This is a genomic window from Psychrosphaera sp. HA2-10, from assembly GCF_055693745.1.
Genome location: NZ_CM146341.1, coordinates 1,175,305 through 1,197,024 on the forward strand (window position 1 = coordinate 1,175,305; position 21,720 = coordinate 1,197,024).

Sequence of the window (21,720 nt, forward strand, 5' to 3'; positions counted from 1 at the left end):
TAGGCCTTTAGGACTGCTACTCTTATTGCTTTTTGCGAGCCAATATCAATGTTAGAATCTCAGTAACATTTGTAAACTCAGATATTTTAGGCTCGTAGTGCAATCAATCAATAACTCAATTATCGACGGTGTTTTACGTCAAGACTTCTTTAAATTGAAGTCTCGACTTCGATCGTTAACTAAAATTAGCGATGAAAATAAACGTGCTCAACTATTATCGTCAATTGAAATAGCCGCAGAAAAATCAAAAGCCTTAAAAGCCAAAAAACTTGCGAATAAACCAACAATTGAATATCCACAGCTACTACCTGTAAGTCAAAAACAACAAGAGATTAAAGACGCTATTGAATCTAATCAAGTTGTTATTATTGCTGGTGAAACTGGCTCAGGTAAAACGACTCAGATTCCTAAAATGTGCCTAGAGTTAGGAAGAGGTATTGAAGCTAAAATCGGGCACACTCAACCAAGACGATTGGCCGCTCGTAGTGTAGCTAATCGCTTGTCTGAAGAATTACAAAGTGAACTTGGTCAAGCTGTTGGTTATAAAGTAAGATTTAATGATCAGGTTTCTGAGCATAGCTATATTAAGTTAATGACGGACGGTGTTTTGCTTGCTGAACTTCAGCATGATAGATACCTAAATCAATACGACACGTTGATCATAGATGAAGCGCATGAACGAAGCTTAAACATCGATTTTATTTTAGGTTTACTGAAAGAATTGTTACCTAAACGACCAGACCTAAAAGTTATTATTACTTCCGCAACAATAGATCCAGAAAGTTTTAGTAAACACTTTTTTGATGCGCCAATTATATCGGTAAGTGGGCGTACCTATCCCGTTGATGTGAGATATCGGCCTCTTGAAGACGTATCAATAGACAATGCTTTAGCAGAACAATACCAAGATAGTGACCAAATAAATGGAATTTTTTCCGCAATTGAGGAACTAGACCTCGAAGCACCAGGTGACATCTTACTTTTCATGAATGGTGAGCGAGAAATTCGCGATACAGCAGATGCGCTTATTAAACGAAAATTTCGAAACACGGAAGTACTTCCTTTATTCGCAAGACTTTCTGCTGCAGAACAAAACCGTATATTCGCGCAGCACTCTCAGCGACGCATAGTACTCGCAACTAACGTTGCCGAAACGTCATTAACAGTACCGGGTATTAAATATGTAATCGATACTGGAACGGCTAGAATTTCTCGTTATAGCTACAAGACAAAAGTACAACGTTTGCCGATAGAGCCTATATCACAAGCGAGTGCAAATCAAAGAAAGGGCCGCTGTGGACGAACCGAGCCTGGAATTTGTATAAGACTCTATAGCGAGGAAGATTTTAATTCACGTCCAGAATTTACAGCGCCAGAGATACTTCGTACTAATTTAGCTTCTGTTATTTTACAAATGTTATCTTTAGATTTAGGCGAAATTGAGTCATTCCCATTTATACAAAAGCCAGATAGCCGTTTTATCTCAGATGGTATGAGGCTCTTAGAAGAGCTTGGCGCAATATCACAGACACAAAGTAGATTGACGAAAAGCTCACGTAAAAACAAACGCAATCAGTCTATTAATCAATTAACAAAAATTGGTCATCAATTAAGTCGAGTACCCCTCGATCCGCGTTTAGCAACAATGGTACTTTCTTCTCAATCTACCAACGTTCTGCATGAAGTAGTAATTATCGCCACAGCGTTAAGTATCCAAGATCCAAGAGAAAGGCCATCAGAGTTCAAGCAAAAATCAGATGAAAGTCATGCGAGATTTAAAGACAAAGATTCAGACTTTATTTCATTTTTAAATTTATGGGATTATTTAATAGCTCAGCAGAATAATGAATCGCGTTCACAATTTAGAAAACGCTGCAAAACTGAGTTTATCAGTTATATGCGAGTGCGCGAATGGCAAGATCTTGTATTTCAAATCGAGTCGACGCTTGCCGAACTCGGTATTAAGACAAACGTAAAAATGTCGAAATCTAACACACAGGAACTAAGCGAAGAGTTTATTGATAATCCTACTGTTGATAGAAATTATCAAGAAATTCATACAGCTATATTATCAGGTTTGCTAAGTCATATTGGCCAAAAAATTGTTAGAGAAGATAAGAAATCCGGCGACAAAAAGCCAAAAGCGTTAGGATACCAAGGCGCAAGAAATAGCAATTTCCACATATTTCCTGGGTCAAACCTATTTAAAAATACTCCTAAATGGGTAATGGCTGCAGAACTCGTAGAAACATCAAAGCTTTACGCTAGATACGCAGCCAAAATTGATTCTGATTGGATATCACCGCTTGCACAACATTTAGTATCAAGAAGTTATGCGGAGCCTTATTGGGATAAAAAGCAAGGGGCCGTAATGGCCTATGAAACACAAACTTTATTTGGGTTAATAATAGTCGCTCGAAAGCGAGTTAACTTTTCTAAGATTGATGTAGAGCAAAGTCAACACCTCTTTATACAAAACGCGTTAGTGTATGGTGAGTTAGGTTGTCAAACCTCCTTTTTGTCAAAAAACCAAGCGCTAATTGAAAGCATTAAAGAGATTGAAAACAAAACTCGTCGCCGAGATGTTTTAAAAGATGAACCTGAGTTAGTTGAATTTTATAAAGATAGACTTCCCGTTGAAATTAATAATAGGGCAGCACTTTTAAAATGGATTAAAGTAAATAATGCTGAGTTATTGGTCGCTGAGTTTAAGGATTTTGCGTTAATAGAGTCTGCAGAATCATCGGTGAAAAACTTTCCTAATTTTTGGCGTCAGGATACGTTAACTCTTCCAATTGAATATGACTTTGAACCAGGGCAAGACTACACAGATGGCGTTTCAATACGAATTCCGTTGGCGCTTTTAAATCAAGTTCAATATAAAGGTTTTGATTGGAATATAGAGCCTTACCGATACGACTTAATTGTTGCACTTATTAAGTCACTACCAAAGACATTACGACGTAATTTTGTCCCAGCCCCTAATTTTGCTAAAGCAGTACTACAACGGTTTGAAGAAAAAAATGTATCAATCGATGAGCCGTTAGTTGAAGTATTGTCTCTGGCATTATTTAAAATGACGGGTGTAAAAATAGAGAAAGAACAATGGCAATGGGATTCAATCGATAGTCATTTGAAGATTAACTTTAGAGTTGTAGGCGACAAAGGAAAGATTGTTGAACAAGGATTTGATTTACATGAATTACAGAATAAGCTGCAAGGTAAAGTTAAAGAAACGTTAAAACAAGCGGTGGATGATGATATTGAACAAAAGGATATTGATGACTGGACGTTTGGTGAGTTACCAACTAGTTATGTAAAAGAGCAGGCTGGTTTTAAAATTAAGGCTTTTCCTGCTGTGATTGTTCGAGATAGTAAAATTCATGTTGAGTTATTAGATAACCAACAAAAAGCAGAATATGAGCACCTGAAGGGCGTTGTTGCTTTATTAATTAAAACGTTGCCGTCGCCAATCAAACATTTACAAAAAAAGCTACCTAACAAATCTAAGCTTGTCCTTTACTTTAATCCATTCGGTCAAATCGAAGCTTTGATTAAAGACTGCGTAAAAGCTGCATTAGAAAAAGAAGTAGCAGGGCGCTTACCGAGGAATGAAGCTGAATTTTTCCAATTGCAACAAGAACTAGGAGCTTCGTTAAACGATAAGGTTTTTGAAGTAACGCAAAAAGTCGAGAAAATACTTTATGTCGGTCATCAGATTGCAAAAAGCTTAAAAGGAAAAGTGTCACTAGATATGATTCAAGCGAATGCTTATATAAAAGCGCACTTAGAATCATTAATATATAAAGATTTTGTCAGTGAATCTGGCGTTGATAAGTTAGAAGACTTATTACGTTATATTAAAGCTTTAGAGATAAGACAGGCAAAGCTTAAGGTCGATGTTGTTAAAGACAGGCAAGCGCAAATAGAACTAGATAAAATCTATGAAGGCTACGACAATCTTGTCAAAAAATTACCGAAAGGTTTTCCAATCCCTAGCGACGTTGAAGATATTTACTGGATGATAGAAGAGTTTAAAGTTTCTTTGTTTGCCCAGTCACTCGGCACTAAATTTCCTATATCTTCTAAACGGATTAAACAAGCGATCAACGACGTACAACAATCGCTCTAACTTGAAGTTCATAACTATTTAACAAAATAAGTCGTAAAAAAAAGGAAGCACATGCTTCCTTTTTTATTACTGATAGTAATTACTGAAAAAACTATCATCAATAACTATCAGTTTATTTCAATGCTGTGACTTAAAGTTAGAAATGCAAAGATAAACCAACAAATGCACCAGACATATCAATGTCCGCCATTAGGTCGTCTTCATCACCATCAAAATCAGTAGGGTCTATGTTTAACTGAAACGAGCGGTAGCCAGCCTCTAAGTTAACATCAAGTACTGGAATCATAGGCAAGGTGTAACGTAATACGATTTGAAAGTCAGTATGATCTGTATCACCGTAACCTACATAATTAGCTTCACCCATTATTGCAAGTCCTGTAAATGGTAATTCAGCTCCAACACGTGCAAATAACATAGGCACTGGGCTATCAAGATCAGCTGTCGCATTACCGATACTTACAAAACCATCAAATTTACGAACATTTAAACCAAAATCTATAGTTACTACAGGTAAAGGTAATCCCCAATATAATGTATAATCAGTATGTGAAAGATCGGTCACAACATTCAGACGGCCATCGCCTGTAGTCTCACCACCAAATCGGTAATTATTATCAAACTGAGCAAAACCTGTAGTATCTAATGTGGTTTGTTTTATCTGGATATTAGGAATAACAGGAATTGGATGTTCAAACGCAGCCCAAACTACATTATTTGTCGAATCTTCTAAATTTAAATCATCTTGCAGATCTAAACTGTTTGGGTTTGCAGAGACGAGACCTTCATAGGTTGTATTCCATGCATACGCTCCAGCCCATACGTCCACTAAAGGAGCTGCACTTGCACTTGCTGACGCAAATGCTAATCCTAATGCGATAACTGTTTTTTTCATTTTCATTCCTAAATTATGACAGGTTGTCGTATCTGTATTTTCAATGCTTAGTGCTAACAAAGTCAATTGTTAGATGAATTAATATTAACTTATAACTAGATTTTTTCTTGATAATTGTTATTTTGGGAGCAGAATATTAGTGACCTGTAAGTTTGGCTGGTGTTTTTAATTTATTAGGGTGTTTTCGGATTTCAAATGCATAAAATAAATGTTTTACTGGTCGATGATGAATATTTCAACTTTGAGATGTTGAATATTACTTTAGGTGACTCTTTTAATATATCGTATGCTAAGTCTGGCCAAGAGGCTTTGTCGAAGGTTCTCTCCGATAAACCTGATGTGGTTTTACTTGATGTATGTATGCCAGGATTAGACGGTTACGATACTTGTAAGCTAGTTAAAAATACGCCTGAAACAAAGGCTATACCAATAATAATGCTGTCAGGGTTAGAAAATAGTCAGGACAAAAGTGAAGCCTTTGCTAGCGGCTGTGACGACTATGTAACTAAACCATTTGAAATATCTGAATTAAAAGAAAAATTAATAAAATTTGCAAAATTTACATAAGGAATAGGTGGCTGCATGATTCGATATGACGATAACCGTAACTTTTTTCGAATGATGGTAAATACAAGTATAGAAGTAGAAATTTCAGACGCGGATGCGGGACGAAAAATTGATGCTGTTTGCCGGGATTTGAGCGCAACAGGTCTGGCTATAGAAACAGACGAGCACATTGAGCCTGGCACACAAATAATGTGCAGAGTTGACGGTACTAACAGTGATCTGCCTGCGTTACAGGCTTCGGCCACAGTAGTACGCTGTACACTTGAAGAGTCAGGTGTTTACACTGTAGGTGTTGAAATAAACGAACAGTTATAGAACGAAAAAATCCCCGAAAGATAGTCTTTCAGGGAATCTATATGTATTCGTTATTTTTCATCAAGCTTTATGTTGGTTGCATGAAGACCTTTGGGTCCTTCACTTAGTTCAAACTCAACCTCTTGGCCTGCTTTTAGCGTTTTATAACCGTCCATAGTTATTGTTGAAAAATGAGCAAATATGTCTTCTTCTTTGCCATCTTCACGAATAAATCCGAAACCTTTAGCGTTGTTGAACCATTTCACTTTTCCGACTGCCATACTTCTACTTCCTTATTTAGAATTAAACCAGTTATTAATCATTATACGAGAGAGTGACTCATACTTAATCAATGACTGTAGATAAATTAGTCAATTAATTCGTTTTTTACAAGTACGAATTGTTAAATGTTATAAAAGTTTTTATATATACTAGATAAATCAACAAATTTAATGGAGCTTCAGAGGCATATGCCAAATTTAAGCAACAATGATCAGGGAACGGGCTTAGCAAAGGAAGCATCTAAGTCTAAACTTAAAAGACCACCTATGTATAAAGTGATCTTGAATAATGATGATTACACCCCCATGGACTTTGTAGTAGAAGTTTTACTTAAATTTTTCGCTATGGATTTAGAGCGTGCGAACCACATTATGTTTCGAGTTCACAAGGAAGGGAAAGCTGTGGTTGGCACATATTCAGCAGAGATTGCCGAAACTAAGGTTGCTCAAGTCAATCAATACTCACGAGCGAGTCAGCATCCATTGTTGTGTACGATGGAGCAAGAGTAGCCGTTTACATAAATTAAGTAGGTTAATATGTTAAATAAAGCATTAGAAGTAACGTTAAACGATGCATTTCGGTACGCTAAAATAAACCGTCATGAATTTATGACGGTAGAACACCTATTAATAGCATTACTTGATAATCAAGATGCTAAAGTCGCCTTAGAAGCATGTTCGGCTGACCTAGATAAAATTCGCGTTGAACTGACAGAGTTCATTGCTCAGACGACACCATATTTACCAGAAGAAGCGGATAAAGAAGAGTTAGACACCCAGCCTACACTTGGTTTCCAAAGAGTATTGCAAAGAGCGGTATTCCACGTTCAGTCATCAGGACAGCAAGAAGTGTCAGGGGCGAATGTTTTAGTTGCGATATTTAGTGAACAAGAATCACACGCTGTTTATGTTCTAAAAAGTTTTGATATTAGCCGTCTAGATATTGTTAATTTCATTTCCCATGGTGTTGATAAAGACGGTGACGACTCGGACTCTGACGAAGCCGACTCGGGTGAAGAGAACAGTGCAGATTCTGAGAGCAGTTTAGACAACTTGTGCACTAACTTGAATGAGTTGGCGAAGACTGGTGGCATTGATCCGCTCATTGGAAGAGACGAAGAGTTAGAGCGTTGTGCGCAAATTTTATGTCGTCGTAAAAAAAATAATCCACTACTGATTGGTGAAGCCGGTGTAGGTAAAACTGCAATAGCAGAAGGTCTCGCATATCAAATTGTTAACGGACAAGTACCTGACGTGCTTGCTGACGCTACTGTATATTCATTAGACATGGGTGCGTTATTAGCGGGAACTAAGTACCGTGGTGATTTTGAAAAACGTCTCAAAGGTTTGTTGAAACAGTTGCAAGCAAAAGAGCACGCCATACTTTTTATTGATGAGATTCATACAATTATAGGAGCCGGCGCTGCGTCTGGTGGTGTTATGGATGCCTCTAATTTGCTTAAACCGTTATTATCGGCAGGCAAGTTACGCTGCATGGGTTCAACAACCTATGGAGAATATCGGAATATTTTTGAAAAAGATAAGGCGTTAGTTCGCCGTTTCCAAAAAATTGATGTTGTAGAGCCAAGTATTGAAGACACAACTAAGATCTTAATTGGTTTAAAAGACAAATACGAAAAGCATCATGGTGTTAAATATACCAATGCCGCTCTTCGTTCTGCAGCTGAACTGTCTGCGAGATACATCAATGAGCGTCATTTACCCGACAAAGCCATTGATGTTATTGATGAAGCTGGTGCTAATCAAAAGGTTCTACCTAAATCAAAGCGTAAAAAACAAATTAATGTTTCTGCCATAGAGCAAATCATTGCGAAAATAGCACGGATCCCCGAAAAGTCTGTATCGCAGTCAGATAAAGATGTATTAAAGAATGTTGATAGGGACCTTAAATTAGCGGTTTTTGGCCAAGACAAGGCGGTAGACGCTCTTACCGCTGCAATTAGGTTATCACGCGCTGGTTTAGGAAATGAAAATAAACCGGTAGGTAGCTTCTTGTTTGCTGGCCCAACGGGCGTTGGTAAAACAGAAGTGACTAAACAGTTAGGGAAAGTATTAGGCATAGAACTAGTTAGATTTGATATGTCGGAATACATGGAACCACATGCAGTAAGTCGTTTAATAGGTGCGCCTCCGGGTTATGTTGGTTTTGATCAAGGTGGCTTGCTCACGGACTCGGTGTTAAAACACCCGCACTGTGTTGTTCTGCTAGATGAAATAGAAAAAGCACACCCTGACGTGTTTAATATCCTATTGCAAGTTATGGATCATGGTACTTTGACAGACAATAACGGCCGTAAGGCAGATTTTAGAAACGTTATTTTAGTTATGACTACCAATGCAGGCGTTCAAGAAACGACCAGAAAATCAATTGGTTTTGCTCAACAAGATAATAGCACCGATGCTATGGTTGAAATTAATAGGGTATTTTCTCCAGAGTTTAGAAATCGTTTAGATGACATCGTTTGGTTTAATCATTTAGATAAAAAGGTTATCGAACGGGTTGTTGATAAATTTATTGTGGAGCTTCAGTCACAACTAGATGCAAAGCAGGTAGAGTTGTTTGTATCTGATGAAGCAAGACTGTGGTTTGCTGAGAACGGTTATGATAAAGATATGGGTGCTCGTCCAATGTCTAGACTAATTCAAGACAAACTTAGAAAACCGTTAGCTAATGAAGTTTTATTTGGTGAGTTAGCAGAAGGCGGTAAAGTAGAAATTGAAGTAAATGAAAAAGAGTTATCATTTAAATTCACCAGCAAATCGAAAGTCGCTGCTGAGTCTAATTAGTTGCTTTTTATGAAATAAAAAAACCGAGTTTTACTCGGTTTTTTATTATCTAATCGTAATTAAACTTTGTTAATTAACGAGCACGGAATGTGATACGACCCTTCGACAAATCGTAAGGAGTCATCTCGACTGTGACTTTATCACCCGTTAAAATTCGAATGTAGTGCTTACGCATCTTTCCGGAAATGTGTGCTGTCACAACGTGACCATTTTCTAATTCAACACGGAACATAGTATTAGGCAAGGTATCTAAGATAGTGCCTTGCATTTCAATAACGTCTTCTTTCGCCATTAAGCGTATAACCTCTGGGATTTCGTTAAGCGTATAAAAATAAGCGCAGATTTTGCCCAAAAAGCTTAGTAAAGTAAAGGTAATATCACAATTAATTAAAAGCTTTTCACTTCAACCCAAATTGTGTCATGTAACACTTGGAAAGGTTTGAAGTTTGTTTTGTAGTTCATCTTAGCGCACGCTTGGATGTAATAGCCTAAATATAGCCATTGTTTATTCATAGTCGATGCATATTCAAGTTGCTTTAACACCATAAATGTCCCTAATGAGTAATTGTCATATTCGGGGTCAAAAAAAGTGTATACCGCAGATAACGCATCAACCGTTTTGTCACCAATTCCTACAGCAATTAGGCTGTTATTGTCATAAACCTCTATAAAATAGGGTAATAACCATTGGCATTTTGCAAAGCTATCTAATTGGGAAGGCTCTGCGGGGTACATTGTACCATCATCGTGGCGAGTATTTATGTATTTCTCAAATAGCTCATAATAATTGTCGGATATTGATGTGGATATCTTCACATCAAATTGGCGGCATTTGTTTAATACTCTTTTCTGACTTTTAGATGGGTTAAACTGGGCAACAGGGATTCTAATTGATTGACATTGTTTGCAGTCGTCACAATGAGGTTTGTATACCATATCTTCTGAACGCCTAAATCCGTTTGCCTGCAGGAGGCTATATAGATCGGCTGACATCGGCATATCATCACAATAAAAAAGCAACCTTTCTTCTTTTCCTTGTAAATAACTACAAGAGAATGGCTGTGACACGGCGAGTTTAATATTTGGCATTTAAAACAATTATCACTTATTCAAACAAGTAGGCGAAAGAACGGTTGCATTAAAAACAGAAAGTGGAATTTTGCTCTTCTTAGCCTTTTCTAGTCTATTAATAAACCACTCGCGAGATACCGTTTTTGCTCCCATACTCATTAAATATGGATTGGCAATTTGGCAATCAATTAAAGCGTTTTCAAATGGAGAAATAAGCTCACCAAGAGACAAAAGTGCTACTTTTGATGCATTAGGCTGTGACGAAAACATCGACTCACCACAAAAGCAACCTCCTACCAATACGCCATACAGTCCACCAATTAGTTTTTGTTTATCATTTGAAGATTGCCACACCTCTATTGAATGCGCATAACCAGCGTAGTGCAAATCAGTATAGGCTTTTATCATTTCGGGGAATATCCATGTACCGTCATCAACTCTAGGTTGAGAGCACATAGTAATAACATCTTCAAAACATTGATTAACGGTAACTTTATAATCACACCGTTTTAAAAATTTCTTTAATGATTTATTAATTCGAATAGCGTTGGGGTCGATTACAGCACGAGGATCTGGAGACCACCAAAGAAGCGGCTCACCCTCACTGTACCAAGGGAAAATTCCATGCTGATAAGCATAAGAAACGCGTTCTACTGATAGATCTCCCCCCACAGCTAGCAAACCGCCAGGTTCATCCAAAGCATTTGTCACACAAGGAAACCATTGTGTGTCGTCCGTTAGATAGGCGAGAGATTTAGACATAGACTCGTTAACTTTAAGTTAAAGGGCAGGTAATCTGCCCCTTTAGCTTTTACTTTGCGTCTAAGTAACGCTCAGCGTCTAAAGCTGCCATACAACCTGTACCAGCTGAAGTTATCGCTTGACGATAAATATGATCGCAAACGTCACCAGCAGCGAAAACGCCTTCAACACTAGTTTGTGTTGCGTTGCCTTCTAAGCCACTATTGATTTTGATGTAACCATTGTTCATCTCTAGTTTACCTTCAAACATGCCAGTGTTAGGTTTATGACCGATAGCGATAAACACACCCATTACTGCCAGTTCTTCTTTTTCGCCAGACTTCGTATCTTGCAGACGGACACCCGTTACGCCCATGTCATCGCCCAATACCTCGTCTAAAGTACGATCCGTATGTAATACAATGTTACCGTTAGCTACTTTATCCATCAAACGGTTAACTAGAATCTTCTCCGCTCTAAATGTATCACGACGGTGCACTAAGTGTACTTCTGAAGCTATGTTAGATAAATATAGAGCTTCTTCTACAGCCGTATTGCCACCACCAACAACAGCAACTTTTTGATTACGATAAAAGAACCCGTCGCATGTTGCACAAGCTGAAACACCGCGCCCCATAAATGCTTGCTCTGACTCTAAGCCTAAGTATTGTGCCGAGGCTCCTGTACATATAATTAATGCGTCACAGGTATAAGTTTCTGAATCACCTTTTAGAGTGTATGGTTTTTTAGAAAAATCCACCTCATTAATATGGTCAAACAGTATTTGAGTTTCAAACTTTTCTGCATGTTCCTTCATACGTTCCATTAAAACAGGACCGGTTAAATCGTTTGCATCACCAGGCCAATTTTCAACTTCTGTGGTTGTCGTTAGTTGGCCACCTTGTTGTAAACCGGTAATTAATACTGGTTTTAAATTTGCTCTTGCTGCATATACCGCGGCTGTGTAGCCAGCAGGTCCTGAGCCTAGGATGATTAAGTTGTGATGCTGTACTGCGCTCATGAAGTAACTCCAAAAATAATTTATAGTATCGTAATGGGGCAAATTTTATATGACATCAAGCCTAAATGGGAATTTAAATACAAAAAATTGCAAAAAGGCCCTAAACTGATTTAATTTTAATCATACATGGTTTAATGTTTGATTAACTACATAAATACGGAGAGATGTATGGAACGACAAATAATACTGACTGTTGCTTTTTTAGCAATAGTGTTTGTCAGTCCAATTGCCTCCGGCTTCACTCAAGTTAGTTATGAAAACGAAACTGCTAATTTAGAAGTTCTTAAGACAAAAGAAGTCAAAGAATTTATTATAGGCGTTGAAGACGTAGCGTACTTTCCACTTTTTGATTTTCTTAACGAACAGCCGACATTTACAACAGAATTATTCGACGCATTCGCTGCGGAATATGGCTATAAATTTACCTATTATCCAATGCCTGTTAAACGATTTGGTATGTGGTTATTCGAAAAAGATATTGATTTGAAATTCCCTGATAACTCGCGATGGAATGAAAATGAAATGGTTTCAAGGTTAGCGGAAAATAAGCTAGTGTACAGTAAGCCCGTCATTGATCTTGTAGCAGGGACAATAACGGTTGACCCTGACTTAAGCGACCGAAATAGCGTACAAGTTCTAGGAACATTGCTAGGCTTTTTTCCTACTCTTTGGATGGATGACATATCCGAGGGGCAAGTAACTTTATATGAATCATCATCTACAATGATGTTGATTCAGCAATTAATAAGAGGGCAATTAGACGCCATTAACTTAGAGCCGAACGTTGTCAATTATTACCTTAAAAAATTAAACAAACCAACAATATCAATTAACAAGAACTTTAAGTACGAAGTTTATTCCTATCACTTATCTTCAATTAAATACCCAAAAGTGGTTAAAGAATTTGATGCATTTCTTGAAGCCAATAAGGAATTTGTTGTCCAATTACGACAAAAGTATGATCTATTAGATCACACAGTTTATACACAGTAAAAAGGCCAGCATTAGCTGACCTTTTTTGTGAAGTTCGTTTTCAAGGTTTATTGAAAACGATATAACCCACATTTTTACTATCAATTAGTTTATAACGACAGCGCTTGAACAGCGTCCATATACTCTAGGTTTAGTTGCTCACCTAAAGCGTCAACTACCGCTTTGTAAGTAACTTTACCTTTGTGTACGTTTAATCCAGCCAACAAATGCTTATCTTCTAACATAGCTTTAACAGGACCCTTGTTTGCTAAAGCAAGTCCAAATGGTAATGTTGCGTTGTTTAAAGCCATTGTTGATGTACGAGCTACGCCACCAGGCATATTAGCAACACAATAATGAACCACATCATCAATGATATATGTTGGGTCTTGATGAGTCGTTGCTCTTGAAGTTTCAAAACATCCGCCTTGGTCAATTGCAACATCAACAAGAACTGAGCCCGGTTTCATATTTTTGATATGTTCTTTTGTAATTAACTTAGGAGCCGCAGCGCCTGGGATTAATACAGCGCCAACGACTAAGTCTGCTTTGGCAGTATAATAGTCTAATGCGTCAACCGTAGAATATACTGTTTTTACCGTGCCACGGAAAATATCGTCTAACTGGCGTAAACGAGGTAAAGAGCGGTCTAGAATTGTTACGTCAGCTCCCATACCAACGGCCATCTTTGCAGCGTTTGTACCAACAACACCGCCGCCAACAACAACAACTTTAGCAGGTGCAACACCAGGTACGCCACCTAATAAAGTGCCACTGCCACCTTGAGCTTTTTCTAAATGGTGTGCGCCAGCTTGAATTGACATACGGCCCGCTACTTCACTCATTGGGGCTAATAACGGTAAACCACCGAAGTTATCGGTAACAGTTTCATAGGCGATACAGGTAGCGCCAGAGGCTACGAGTAATTCAGTCTGCAAAGGATCTGGAGCTAAGTGTAAGTAGGTGTATAAAGTTTGACCTTCGCGTAACATTTTACATTCGTTTGGTTGAGGCTCTTTTACCTTAACGATCATATCAGCGGTAGCAAATATTTCTTCTGCAGAGTCAATAATAGAAGCACCGGCAGCAACGTAGTCTTCATTATAAAAGCCGATTGATGCACCTGCATTCGTTTCGATAATTACTTTATGACCATGAGCAACAAATTCTTTTGCGGCCGCTGGAGTTAAGCCTACGCGGTACTCGTGATTTTTAATCTCTTTAGGAACACCTACAATCATCTTATTTACCTTTTATATTAGTAGATAGCTTGTCTATCAAAATTTCGCGACATTATATTGTGGGATTTGCAAAATTAATAACTGTATTATTTAAAAATACAGGATATTATCCTGTTAAAAAGGAGTCGTTATGACAAGTGCACTTGATCGAATAGATAAGAAGATTTTAGTAGAACTACAAAAGAACGGTAGGATTTCAAATATAGAATTAAGCAAGATCATTGGACTGAGTCCAACGCCTTGTTTAGAACGAGTGAGGCGCCTAGAGCGCTCAGGGGTTATAGAAGGTTACCAAGCGATATTAAATGCAGAAGCAGTCGGTGCAACACTGCTGGTTTTTGTTGAAATCACACTAGAAAAAACAGCTCAAGATGTATTTAGCGACTTTTCGAAAGCGGTAAAGTCTTTAGATGAGATCTTAGAATGCCATTTAGTATCTGGTAGTTTTGACTATTTATTGAAGACACGAGTAAAAAATATGTCTTCATACAGAAAGTTGTTAGGGGACACTTTATTAAAATTGCCAAGCGTAAGTGCATCGAGAACTTATGTGGTAATGGAAGAGGTAAAGGCAAATAGACCCGTTCCAATATACATTTAGCCAAGAAAAATAACACGTTAATAGCGAAAAACGCGATGAAAAAAGGTTATTTCTTTGGTAGATTAGACGAGCTCTGTCCGATAACACTTTTCAATAATAACAAAGAGCCTGGAGATGTAAATTTTGACTGATCAACAACCGTCTTTTTTAAATGGATTTCAGCGCCTTTTAGAGGTTGGTCTCATTATAATGGGAGCGATCTCCATTTACATTTTAATTACTCTTTTTTCATACGATCCGGCAGACCCGAGCTGGACTAAAACGGGTAATTACGAATTCATCAAAAATGCTGGTGGAGCGTTTGGTGCATGGTTGTCAGATATTCTCTTATTTACCTTCGGGTGGTTAGCGTTTTTTATTCCGGTAATACTGTCGGTAATCGGCTGGTTGTTTTTCCGAAAGTTTCACGATCTTGTCGAAGTTGATTATTTGGCCTTAGGATTAAGACTCATTGGTTTTGTATTATTCATTGTTGGTTTCTCAGCTATTTGCAGTATGAACTTTGATGATGTCTATTATTATTCATCAGGCGGTATTATTGGCGATGTTATTTCCTATTTACTGTCTCCGTTATTAGGTTTTACTGGCTCAACCTTATTGTTTTTGGTAGCCGTTATGGTTGGTTTTACTTTAATGACAGGGATATCTTGGCTGCAAGTTGTTGATACGTTAGGAAAGTATACATGGCTTGGCGGCATACAATTGTATTTAGTCGGCCGTTCTGTATTAGGCCTTGACGCAGAATCAACAAAAAAACACATAGCAACTTCCGACCCTATTGCTATATCAGAGCCTGAACTTCCGGAAAGTAATCAGTCTCCAGTTGATAACGACAAACAAAGAGACGACTCAATACTTGCTAATTTCTTTTCAAGCGTAGATGACAAGTCAGACAGAGCTAATGATGTAGATTTAAAAGATCACAATCAGGCGCAATCAACAGAATCAATGCCGAAAGAAGATTCCGCAGTGGATAAAGAAACCACTAAAGAGTCGGTTCCAGAATCGACGTTATCCACTAGTTCAAGCAATATTCCGAACATGCTCAAAAAAGTATTCGATAAGCCCAAAAGAACGGTAGAAGAATCGAAAACATCTAAACGAGATTTATCTTTAGATGACGACATGCCTTTTGAGTATGGTGACGAGCCTGTTCACTCAAATGAATATCAAGATGATGATATTGAAGGTATTGATACGCCAATGAGTTACAGTTCGATTGATGATGACTTATCAGACGACGATATATTAGGGGCGTTGGAAGGATTACAAACATCTAGTGATGGGGCAGGGCGAGATACAAATGCAGATGCTAAGGCTACCCATATTGTTGTTCCAGAGTTAAAACAAGAAAAGCCGCCGATTACATTACCGTCATTAGAGCTTTTAGATCGTCCAGATAAAGTAGAAAACCCAGTATCTCCGGAAGAGCTTGAGGCCGTATCTAGACTTGTAGAGTCGAAACTTCTTGATTTTAATATTCAAGCTGAAGTGGTCGGTGTTTACCCGGGACCAGTTATCACTCGCTTTGAGCTGGACTTAGCGCCAGGCATAAAAGTGAGTAAAATTTCTGGTCTATCAAAAGACTTAGCGCGTTCACTCTCAGCAATGAGCGTGCGTGTGGTTGAAGTAATACCGGGCAAGTCATATATAGGTTTGGAGATCCCAAATAAACATCGTCAGATTGTTCGATTATCTGAAGTAATGAGCAGTGATGTGTTTGACAAAGCAGCTTCCCCCCTAACTATGGTGTTAGGCAAAGATATCGGTGGTAAAGCGGTTGTTGTAGATTTGGCTAAAATGCCGCACTTGTTAGTTGCGGGTACGACAGGTTCCGGTAAGTCGGTTGGCGTTAATACAATGATTTTAAGTTTGTTGTATAAATCAACGCCAGAAGAAGTTCGTTTAATCATGATAGATCCAAAGATGTTGGAACTTTCTGTCTACGAAGGAATCCCACACTTATTATCTGAAGTTGTCACCGATATGAAGGAAGCAGCTAATGCTTTGCGATGGTGTGTTGGGGAAATGGAAAGACGTTATAAATTGATGTCGTCATTAGGGGTAAGAAACCTAAAGGGTTATAACGCAAAAATAGAGCAAGCAAGAGCCGAAGGCAAGCCAATTAGAGACCCTTTGTGGCGTAGTACCGATAATATGCTGGAGATGCCGCCAGAGTTAGATAGATTGCCGGCTATTGTTGTAGTCATTGATGAATTTGCCGACATGATGATGATTGTTGGTAAAAAAGTAGAAGAACTAATAGCACGTATTGCCCAAAAAGCTCGTGCTGCGGGAATTCATCTTGTATTAGCAACACAGCGACCTTCGGTTGATGTAATAACAGGCTTAATAAAAGCGAATATTCCCACCAGAATGGCGTTCCAAGTATCGTCGAAAATTGACTCTAGAACCATTTTAGACCAACAAGGCGCGGAAAACTTATTAGGTATGGGTGATATGCTTTATTTGCCGCCAGGCTCGGGCGTTCCAACTCGTGTGCATGGCGCATTTGTTGACGATCACGAGGTTCATGCAGTGGTAAATGATTGGAAATCAAAAGCGAAGCCTAATTATATTAAAGAAATACTTGAAGGTGAAATGACGGAAGAGAATATGCTTCCGGGAGAGGCAGCTGAGCTGGCTGAAGGAGAAGAAGCGGATCCTGTATTTGATGAAGCAGTAGCGTTTGTTACCGAGACAAGAAAGGTTTCTATTTCAAGTATTCAAAGAAAATTAAGAATTGGTTATAACCGCTCTGCGAGAATAGTAGAGCAAATGGAAGCGATGGGCATAGTTAGCCGCGCAGCCAATAATGGTACTCGAGAAGTATTAGCGCCACCGCCAGTGAAAGGCGAAGACCAACAGGAATTGTTATAAATGATTAAACATTATGCGTTATCGATAATGATGACATTATCGAGCTACAATAGTTTTGCGATTAATAGTGCCAATGATACAACACAGGGCAGTGAAACCAAGCAACAAGCCGCTTCAGTGTCGTCGGATGCTTCATCAGAATTACAACAGAGGCTAAACTTTTTTGATGGTTATAAGTCAAACTTTGTTCAAGTAGTGCGCGATATTGACGGTAATATCATTCATGAGGCGAATGGTAGATTGGTTTTTAAACAACCCGGTAAATTTGTTTGGGAAGTAACAGCGCCTGAAGAAGAATTACTGATTTCCAATGGCACTTATGTTTGGTGGTTTAATCCTTTTGTAGAGCAGGTAAGTATTTTTGATGTCAAACAAGCTGTAACACAAACTCCATTTGCGCTTCTTGTCTCTAAAGATTTATCAATTTGGAATACGTTTAATATAGTAAAACAAGGCACTGATTACATTGTTACTCCTAAAGATGAATCACAAGCGCAAGTGGTAAAATTAAAGTTAGTATTAGACCAACAACAGTTACAAAAAATTATTATTACTAGTCGTAGTCAACAAGTGAGCGAATATACGCTTAGTGAGCAGAGTAAATTTGAGCCTAACAAAGATATGTTTGAGTTTGAGATACCTTCAGGCGTTGATATTGATGATCAACGACAATCTCTTCCGACAATCGATGGCAATGTGTCATATTGATACGTGATGCAAAAATGCGAGGCAGGAGCGTAACGTGAGTGAGCAAAATTCACTAGGGTTTGAACTAGAACAAGGTGCAATTACTGGCAATAGTCACAGCCCCCTGGCGTCTCGCCTTCGTCCTAAACAATTATCTGAGTATGTTGGTCAACAACATTTAGTATCCGAAGGCAAAGCGCTTTGGCGAATGATAGAAGCGGGACATTGCCATTCAATGATTCTTTGGGGACCGCCAGGAACCGGTAAAACGACTTTGGCTGAGATAATCGCAGCAAGTGCAAATGCCGATGTAGAAAAGTTATCAGCGATCAGTGCTGGCGTTAAAGATATTAGAACAACAATAGAGCGTGCTGAGCATAGACGTCAACAAAGTGGCAAAAAAACAGTACTGTTTGTTGATGAAGTGCATCGATTTAATAAAAGTCAGCAAGACGCATTTTTACCATATATAGAAGATGGAACTGTTACCTTTATCGGTGCGACGACCGAAAACCCTTCATTTGAGCTGAACAATGCTATTCTTTCTCGAGCAAGAGTATACGTATTGAAGCAGATCGAACCATCTGATTTAGAGCAGCTCATCGACCGAGCACTCAATGATAAAGTACTAGGGCTTGGTCAATTTAATCTTCACATCACACCGGTAAATAGAAAGTTACTCATTAACTTGTGTGGTGGTGATGGACGCCGATTATTAAATTTTTTGGAAATATCAGCAGATCTTGTTGAAGAAGATGGCGTTATTACAGCAGAAATAATAGAGCAAGCAACCGGCAATCAAATGGCGACCTTTGATAAAGGAGGCGATCACTTTTATGACTTAATAAGTGCGTTCCATAAATCAGTAAGAGGCTCAAGCCCAGATGGTGCCTTGTATTGGTATGCTCGAATTTTAGCTGGTGGTGGAGATCCACTTTACGTCGCCCGTCGACTTTTAGCTATCGCTTCGGAAGATATAGGAAATGCCGACCCGAGAGCCTTACAGATTGGACTCAATGCGTGGGATGTATATCATAGAGTCGGCCCAGCGGAAGGTGAACGAGCGATCGCGCAAGCTGCTATTTTTATGGCAACAGCCGCCAAAAGTAATGCCACTTATGTCGCCTTTAAAGCGGCAAAAGTATTGGCAAAAGAAACCGGCGATTTAGCCGTTCCAAATCATTTAGTAAACGCGCCAACGGATCTAATGAAAAGCATGGGTAAAGGCGCTGATTATCGATATGCGCATGATGAACCTAATGCTTATGCAGCCGGAGAAACCTATCTTCCGAACGAGTTAATGGACGTCGAATTATACAAACCCACCTCACGAGGGTTAGAACAAAAAATTGCTGAAAAGTTAGCGTATTTAAAATCCCTTGATAGTGTCTCACTAAATCGCAGGGGGCATGATTAGTCTTATGCATAATGTTTTATTTGTAGCCTTAGGAGGCGCTATAGGCGCTTCATTGAGATATGGCATAAACGGTTTAGTAATGAGTTGGATGGGGAAGGGGTTTCCTTATGGCACTTTGACCGTAAATGTTATCGGATCATTTTTTCTTGGACTCTTATTTAGCCTAATAGAACATGGTATAGTTTCCGATATTGCTTGGCGCTCTTTTTTAAGTATTGGTTTGTTTGGAGCGTTTACTACATTCTCAACTTTTTCGTTAGACTCATTATTGCTGTTACAGCAAGGGTTCTGGCAAAAAGCACTATTAAATATAGTGCTTAATGTATTTATATGTATTGCTGCAGCCTACTTAGGCATGCAGTTAGTGTCATCAAAATAACCAAATTTAAATATTAGAAATTTATATAGGTAAAATTAAAAGATGTTAGATCCTAAGTTTCTCAGAAATGACATTCAAGAAACCGCAACTCGTTTAGCTACTCGTGGTTTTGAACTTGATGTTGCTCGTTTAGAAGCACTAGAAAGCCGTCGTAAAGATCTTCAAACGGCAACGCAAGAATTGCAAAATGAGCGAAATGCAAAATCTAAAAATATTGGCCAAGCAAAAGCTCGCGGTGAAGATATCCAACCACTATTAGATAGTGTTGCCGACTTAGGCGATAAACTTGATGCGGCTAAGTCAGAATTACAAAGTCTGTTAAATGAAATTGATGCGATTGCGTTAACCGTACCAAACTTACCGTCAGAAGATGTACCAAATGGTAAGTCTGAAGATGATAATGTAGAGGTTCTTAAGTGGGGGGAGCCAAAGGCCTTTGACTTTGAACCAAAAGATCACGTTGATTTAGGCGAGTCGTTGGATAACGGTTTAGACTTTGCAATGGGTACAAAATTAAGTGGTGCCCGATTTACAGTGATGCGAGGCAAAATTGCACGGTTGAATAGAGCATTGTCACAATTCATGTTAGACCAACATACTGAACAACATGGTTACACTGAAGCTTATGTTCCTTATCTTGTGAATAATGAGAGTCTTCAAGGCACAGGTCAATTACCAAAGTTTGCCGATGATTTATTTCATACTCAGCCATTAACCGGCCAGTCTGATAATTTGGACGAGCAAGATGCACGTAAATTATCATTAATACCTACAGCAGAAGTACCGTTAACAAACTTCGCGAGAGATGTAATTTATGATGAGTCTGAATTACCAGTTAAATTAACAGCTCATACACCATGTTTCCGTTCTGAAGCAGGCTCTTATGGCCGTGATACGCGTGGTTTAATTCGTCAGCACCAGTTTGACAAGGTAGAGTTGGTTCAAATTGTAAAACCTGAAGATTCAGCGCAAGCATTAGAAGAGTTAACAGGACACGCTGAAACAATTTTACAGAAGTTAGAATTACCGTATCGTAAGGTTGTACTTTGTACGGGTGATATGGGATTTGGCGCTACTAAGACTTACGATTTGGAAGTATGGTTACCGGCACAAAATACTTATCGTGAAATTTCATCGTGTAGCAGCATGGGTGACTTCCAAGCAAGACGCATGCAAGCTCGTTATCGCGCTAAAGGCGCTAAAAAACCAGAGCTTGTTCATACATTGAACGGATCAGGTTTGGCTGTCGGTCGTACTTTAGTAGCTATTTTAGAGAACTACCAAAATGAAGATGGTAGTATTACCGTTCCTGCGGCGTTAGTGCCGTATATGGCTGGTATTACTAAGATTGGCTAGTCAATTAGGGTTAAATCCGTATTTTTGATAAAGAGTATTAAGCGTGGATAATTTATCCGCGCTTTTTTATTGGAGGTAGGCAGTGTTTGATTTACAGACTGTTTGGTTATTGATGTTTGTTGGTGGTATTTTTGCTTTGTTTTGGCAGAGCCGTAAAGTGGCGGAGCGTGCTCGTTTAGCGGGTTCTCAGTATTGTAAAACGCATCATTTACAATTGTTATCGATTGCTATGGCCGATTGGAATATATCATTTTCCAAAGGCTTGAAAGTCGTGATGACTTTTGATCTTAATTACAGTGCGGATGGATTAACGTCAAAAAAGGGCGAGATTCAAATTGTTAATGGTAAGGTAGAACAGATTAGCCACTGGTCTTAGTATA

20 protein-coding genes are annotated in these 21,720 nt (G+C 38.6%); 13 read left to right on the forward strand and 7 right to left on the reverse strand.

What is annotated here, in order from left to right; genetic code table 11:
• Positions 1-97: 97 nt before the first annotated feature.
• The gene (gene hrpA, locus ACZ1GV_RS05400; RefSeq protein WP_472675575.1) at positions 98-4,132 is read left to right on the forward strand and encodes an ATP-dependent RNA helicase HrpA; all 4,035 of its coding nucleotides are present in this window, start codon (positions 98-100) and stop codon (positions 4,130-4,132) included.
• 136 nt (positions 4,133-4,268) lie between these two features.
• Here hrpA and ACZ1GV_RS05405 read toward each other — a convergent pair whose 3' ends face one another.
• A complete protein-coding gene (locus tag ACZ1GV_RS05405; RefSeq protein WP_472675576.1) occupies positions 4,269-5,024 on the reverse strand; it encodes a TIGR04219 family outer membrane beta-barrel protein in 756 nt (251 codons plus the stop codon).
• 195 nt (positions 5,025-5,219) lie between these two features.
• On the opposite strand from ACZ1GV_RS05405, the gene ACZ1GV_RS05410 reads away from it, so the two are divergent.
• Positions 5,220-5,591, forward strand: a complete 372-nt coding sequence (locus ACZ1GV_RS05410) for a response regulator (RefSeq protein WP_472675577.1) — start codon at positions 5,220-5,222, stop codon at positions 5,589-5,591.
• A gap of 15 nt (positions 5,592-5,606) precedes the next feature.
• Positions 5,607-5,906 (forward strand): PilZ domain-containing protein, encoded by a 300-nt coding sequence (locus ACZ1GV_RS05415; protein WP_210559637.1) that lies wholly within the window; start codon positions 5,607-5,609, stop codon positions 5,904-5,906.
• Positions 5,907-5,956: 50 nt separating this feature from the next.
• Here ACZ1GV_RS05415 and cspD read toward each other — a convergent pair whose 3' ends face one another.
• The gene (gene cspD / locus ACZ1GV_RS05420; RefSeq protein WP_210559636.1) at positions 5,957-6,166 is read right to left on the reverse strand and encodes a cold shock domain-containing protein CspD; all 210 of its coding nucleotides are present in this window, start codon (positions 6,164-6,166) and stop codon (positions 5,957-5,959) included.
• A 189-nt stretch (positions 6,167-6,355) separates the two neighbouring features.
• On the opposite strand from cspD, the gene clpS reads away from it, so the two are divergent.
• On the forward strand, positions 6,356-6,676 hold the full coding sequence (clpS, locus tag ACZ1GV_RS05425; RefSeq protein WP_210559635.1) for an ATP-dependent Clp protease adapter ClpS: 321 nt from the start codon (positions 6,356-6,358) through the stop codon (positions 6,674-6,676).
• Between the two features lie 27 nt (positions 6,677-6,703).
• Positions 6,704-8,974 carry an ATP-dependent Clp protease ATP-binding subunit ClpA gene (gene clpA / locus ACZ1GV_RS05430; RefSeq protein WP_472675578.1) on the forward strand — a complete coding sequence of 757 codons (2,271 nt, stop codon included), beginning with the start codon at positions 6,704-6,706 and terminating at the stop codon, positions 8,972-8,974.
• A 73-nt stretch (positions 8,975-9,047) separates the two neighbouring features.
• Here the strand turns inward: clpA and infA are convergent, their stop codons facing one another.
• From infA to trxB, 4 genes are all read right to left on the reverse strand, one after another.
• Positions 9,048-9,266, reverse strand: coding sequence for a translation initiation factor IF-1 (gene infA / locus ACZ1GV_RS05435; RefSeq protein ID WP_105053115.1), 219 nt, complete (start codon positions 9,264-9,266; stop codon positions 9,048-9,050).
• 95 nt (positions 9,267-9,361) lie between these two features.
• Positions 9,362-10,063: an arginyltransferase gene (locus ACZ1GV_RS05440; protein WP_472675579.1), complete on the reverse strand. Its 702-nt coding sequence runs from the start codon at positions 10,061-10,063 to the stop codon at positions 9,362-9,364.
• A 12-nt stretch (positions 10,064-10,075) separates the two neighbouring features.
• On the reverse strand, positions 10,076-10,807 hold the full coding sequence (aat, locus tag ACZ1GV_RS05445; protein ID WP_472675580.1) for a leucyl/phenylalanyl-tRNA--protein transferase: 732 nt from the start codon (positions 10,805-10,807) through the stop codon (positions 10,076-10,078).
• 49 nt (positions 10,808-10,856) lie between these two features.
• Complete coding sequence (trxB, locus tag ACZ1GV_RS05450; protein ID WP_472675581.1) at positions 10,857-11,807, reverse strand: thioredoxin-disulfide reductase; 951 nt, start codon at positions 11,805-11,807, stop codon at positions 10,857-10,859.
• A gap of 168 nt (positions 11,808-11,975) precedes the next feature.
• Here trxB and ACZ1GV_RS05455 point away from each other — a divergent pair, with 168 nt between their 5' ends.
• Positions 11,976-12,800 carry a hypothetical protein gene (locus ACZ1GV_RS05455; protein WP_472675582.1) on the forward strand — a complete coding sequence of 275 codons (825 nt, stop codon included), beginning with the start codon at positions 11,976-11,978 and terminating at the stop codon, positions 12,798-12,800.
• Positions 12,801-12,889: 89 nt separating this feature from the next.
• On the opposite strand, the gene ald is transcribed toward ACZ1GV_RS05455, so the two are convergent.
• Positions 12,890-14,020 (reverse strand): alanine dehydrogenase, encoded by a 1,131-nt coding sequence (ald, locus tag ACZ1GV_RS05460; RefSeq protein ID WP_210559629.1) that lies wholly within the window; start codon positions 14,018-14,020, stop codon positions 12,890-12,892.
• A 130-nt stretch (positions 14,021-14,150) separates the two neighbouring features.
• Here ald and lrp point away from each other — a divergent pair, with 130 nt between their 5' ends.
• From lrp to ACZ1GV_RS05495, 7 genes are all read left to right on the forward strand, one after another.
• Positions 14,151-14,621, forward strand: a complete 471-nt coding sequence (gene lrp, locus ACZ1GV_RS05465; RefSeq protein ID WP_210559628.1) for a leucine-responsive transcriptional regulator Lrp — start codon at positions 14,151-14,153, stop codon at positions 14,619-14,621.
• Between the two features lie 123 nt (positions 14,622-14,744).
• The gene (locus ACZ1GV_RS05470) at positions 14,745-17,501 is read left to right on the forward strand and encodes a DNA translocase FtsK (protein ID WP_472675583.1); all 2,757 of its coding nucleotides are present in this window, start codon (positions 14,745-14,747) and stop codon (positions 17,499-17,501) included.
• Positions 17,502-18,209, forward strand: a complete 708-nt coding sequence (lolA, locus tag ACZ1GV_RS05475; RefSeq protein ID WP_472675584.1) for an outer membrane lipoprotein periplasmic chaperone LolA — start codon at positions 17,502-17,504, stop codon at positions 18,207-18,209.
• Positions 18,210-18,288: 79 nt separating this feature from the next.
• Positions 18,289-19,605, forward strand: a complete 1,317-nt coding sequence (locus tag ACZ1GV_RS05480) for a replication-associated recombination protein A (RefSeq protein ID WP_472675869.1) — start codon at positions 18,289-18,291, stop codon at positions 19,603-19,605.
• A gap of 4 nt (positions 19,606-19,609) precedes the next feature.
• Positions 19,610-19,984, forward strand: a complete 375-nt coding sequence (crcB, locus tag ACZ1GV_RS05485) for a fluoride efflux transporter CrcB (RefSeq protein WP_210559626.1) — start codon at positions 19,610-19,612, stop codon at positions 19,982-19,984.
• A gap of 42 nt (positions 19,985-20,026) precedes the next feature.
• A complete protein-coding gene (serS, locus tag ACZ1GV_RS05490; protein ID WP_472675585.1) occupies positions 20,027-21,340 on the forward strand; it encodes a serine--tRNA ligase in 1,314 nt (437 codons plus the stop codon).
• Between the two features lie 82 nt (positions 21,341-21,422).
• Complete coding sequence (locus ACZ1GV_RS05495; protein ID WP_472675586.1) at positions 21,423-21,716, forward strand: DUF3301 domain-containing protein; 294 nt, start codon at positions 21,423-21,425, stop codon at positions 21,714-21,716.
• Positions 21,717-21,720: the final 4 nt, after the last annotated feature.

Coding starts and splice junctions, on each gene's coding strand:
- ACZ1GV_RS05410 (WP_472675577.1), top strand. CDS start 5,220: ATGCATAAAATAAATGTTTTACTGGTCGATGATGAATATTTCAACTTT.
- lrp (WP_210559628.1), top strand. CDS start 14,151: ATGACAAGTGCACTTGATCGAATAGATAAGAAGATTTTAGTAGAACTA.
- infA (WP_105053115.1), bottom strand. CDS start 9,266: ATGGCGAAAGAAGACGTTATTGAAATGCAAGGCACTATCTTAGATACC.
- clpA (WP_472675578.1), top strand. CDS start 6,704: ATGTTAAATAAAGCATTAGAAGTAACGTTAAACGATGCATTTCGGTAC.
- ACZ1GV_RS05405 (WP_472675576.1), bottom strand. CDS start 5,024: ATGAAAAAAACAGTTATCGCATTAGGATTAGCATTTGCGTCAGCAAGT.
- lolA (WP_472675584.1), top strand. CDS start 17,502: ATGATTAAACATTATGCGTTATCGATAATGATGACATTATCGAGCTAC.
- ACZ1GV_RS05455 (WP_472675582.1), top strand. CDS start 11,976: ATGGAACGACAAATAATACTGACTGTTGCTTTTTTAGCAATAGTGTTT.
- aat (WP_472675580.1), bottom strand. CDS start 10,807: ATGTCTAAATCTCTCGCCTATCTAACGGACGACACACAATGGTTTCCT.
- cspD (WP_210559636.1), bottom strand. CDS start 6,166: ATGGCAGTCGGAAAAGTGAAATGGTTCAACAACGCTAAAGGTTTCGGA.
- crcB (WP_210559626.1), top strand. CDS start 19,610: ATGCATAATGTTTTATTTGTAGCCTTAGGAGGCGCTATAGGCGCTTCA.
- ald (WP_210559629.1), bottom strand. CDS start 14,020: ATGATTGTAGGTGTTCCTAAAGAGATTAAAAATCACGAGTACCGCGTA.
- clpS (WP_210559635.1), top strand. CDS start 6,356: ATGCCAAATTTAAGCAACAATGATCAGGGAACGGGCTTAGCAAAGGAA.
- trxB (WP_472675581.1), bottom strand. CDS start 11,807: ATGAGCGCAGTACAGCATCACAACTTAATCATCCTAGGCTCAGGACCT.
- ACZ1GV_RS05415 (WP_210559637.1), top strand. CDS start 5,607: ATGATTCGATATGACGATAACCGTAACTTTTTTCGAATGATGGTAAAT.
- ACZ1GV_RS05440 (WP_472675579.1), bottom strand. CDS start 10,063: ATGCCAAATATTAAACTCGCCGTGTCACAGCCATTCTCTTGTAGTTAT.
- serS (WP_472675585.1), top strand. CDS start 20,027: ATGTTAGATCCTAAGTTTCTCAGAAATGACATTCAAGAAACCGCAACT.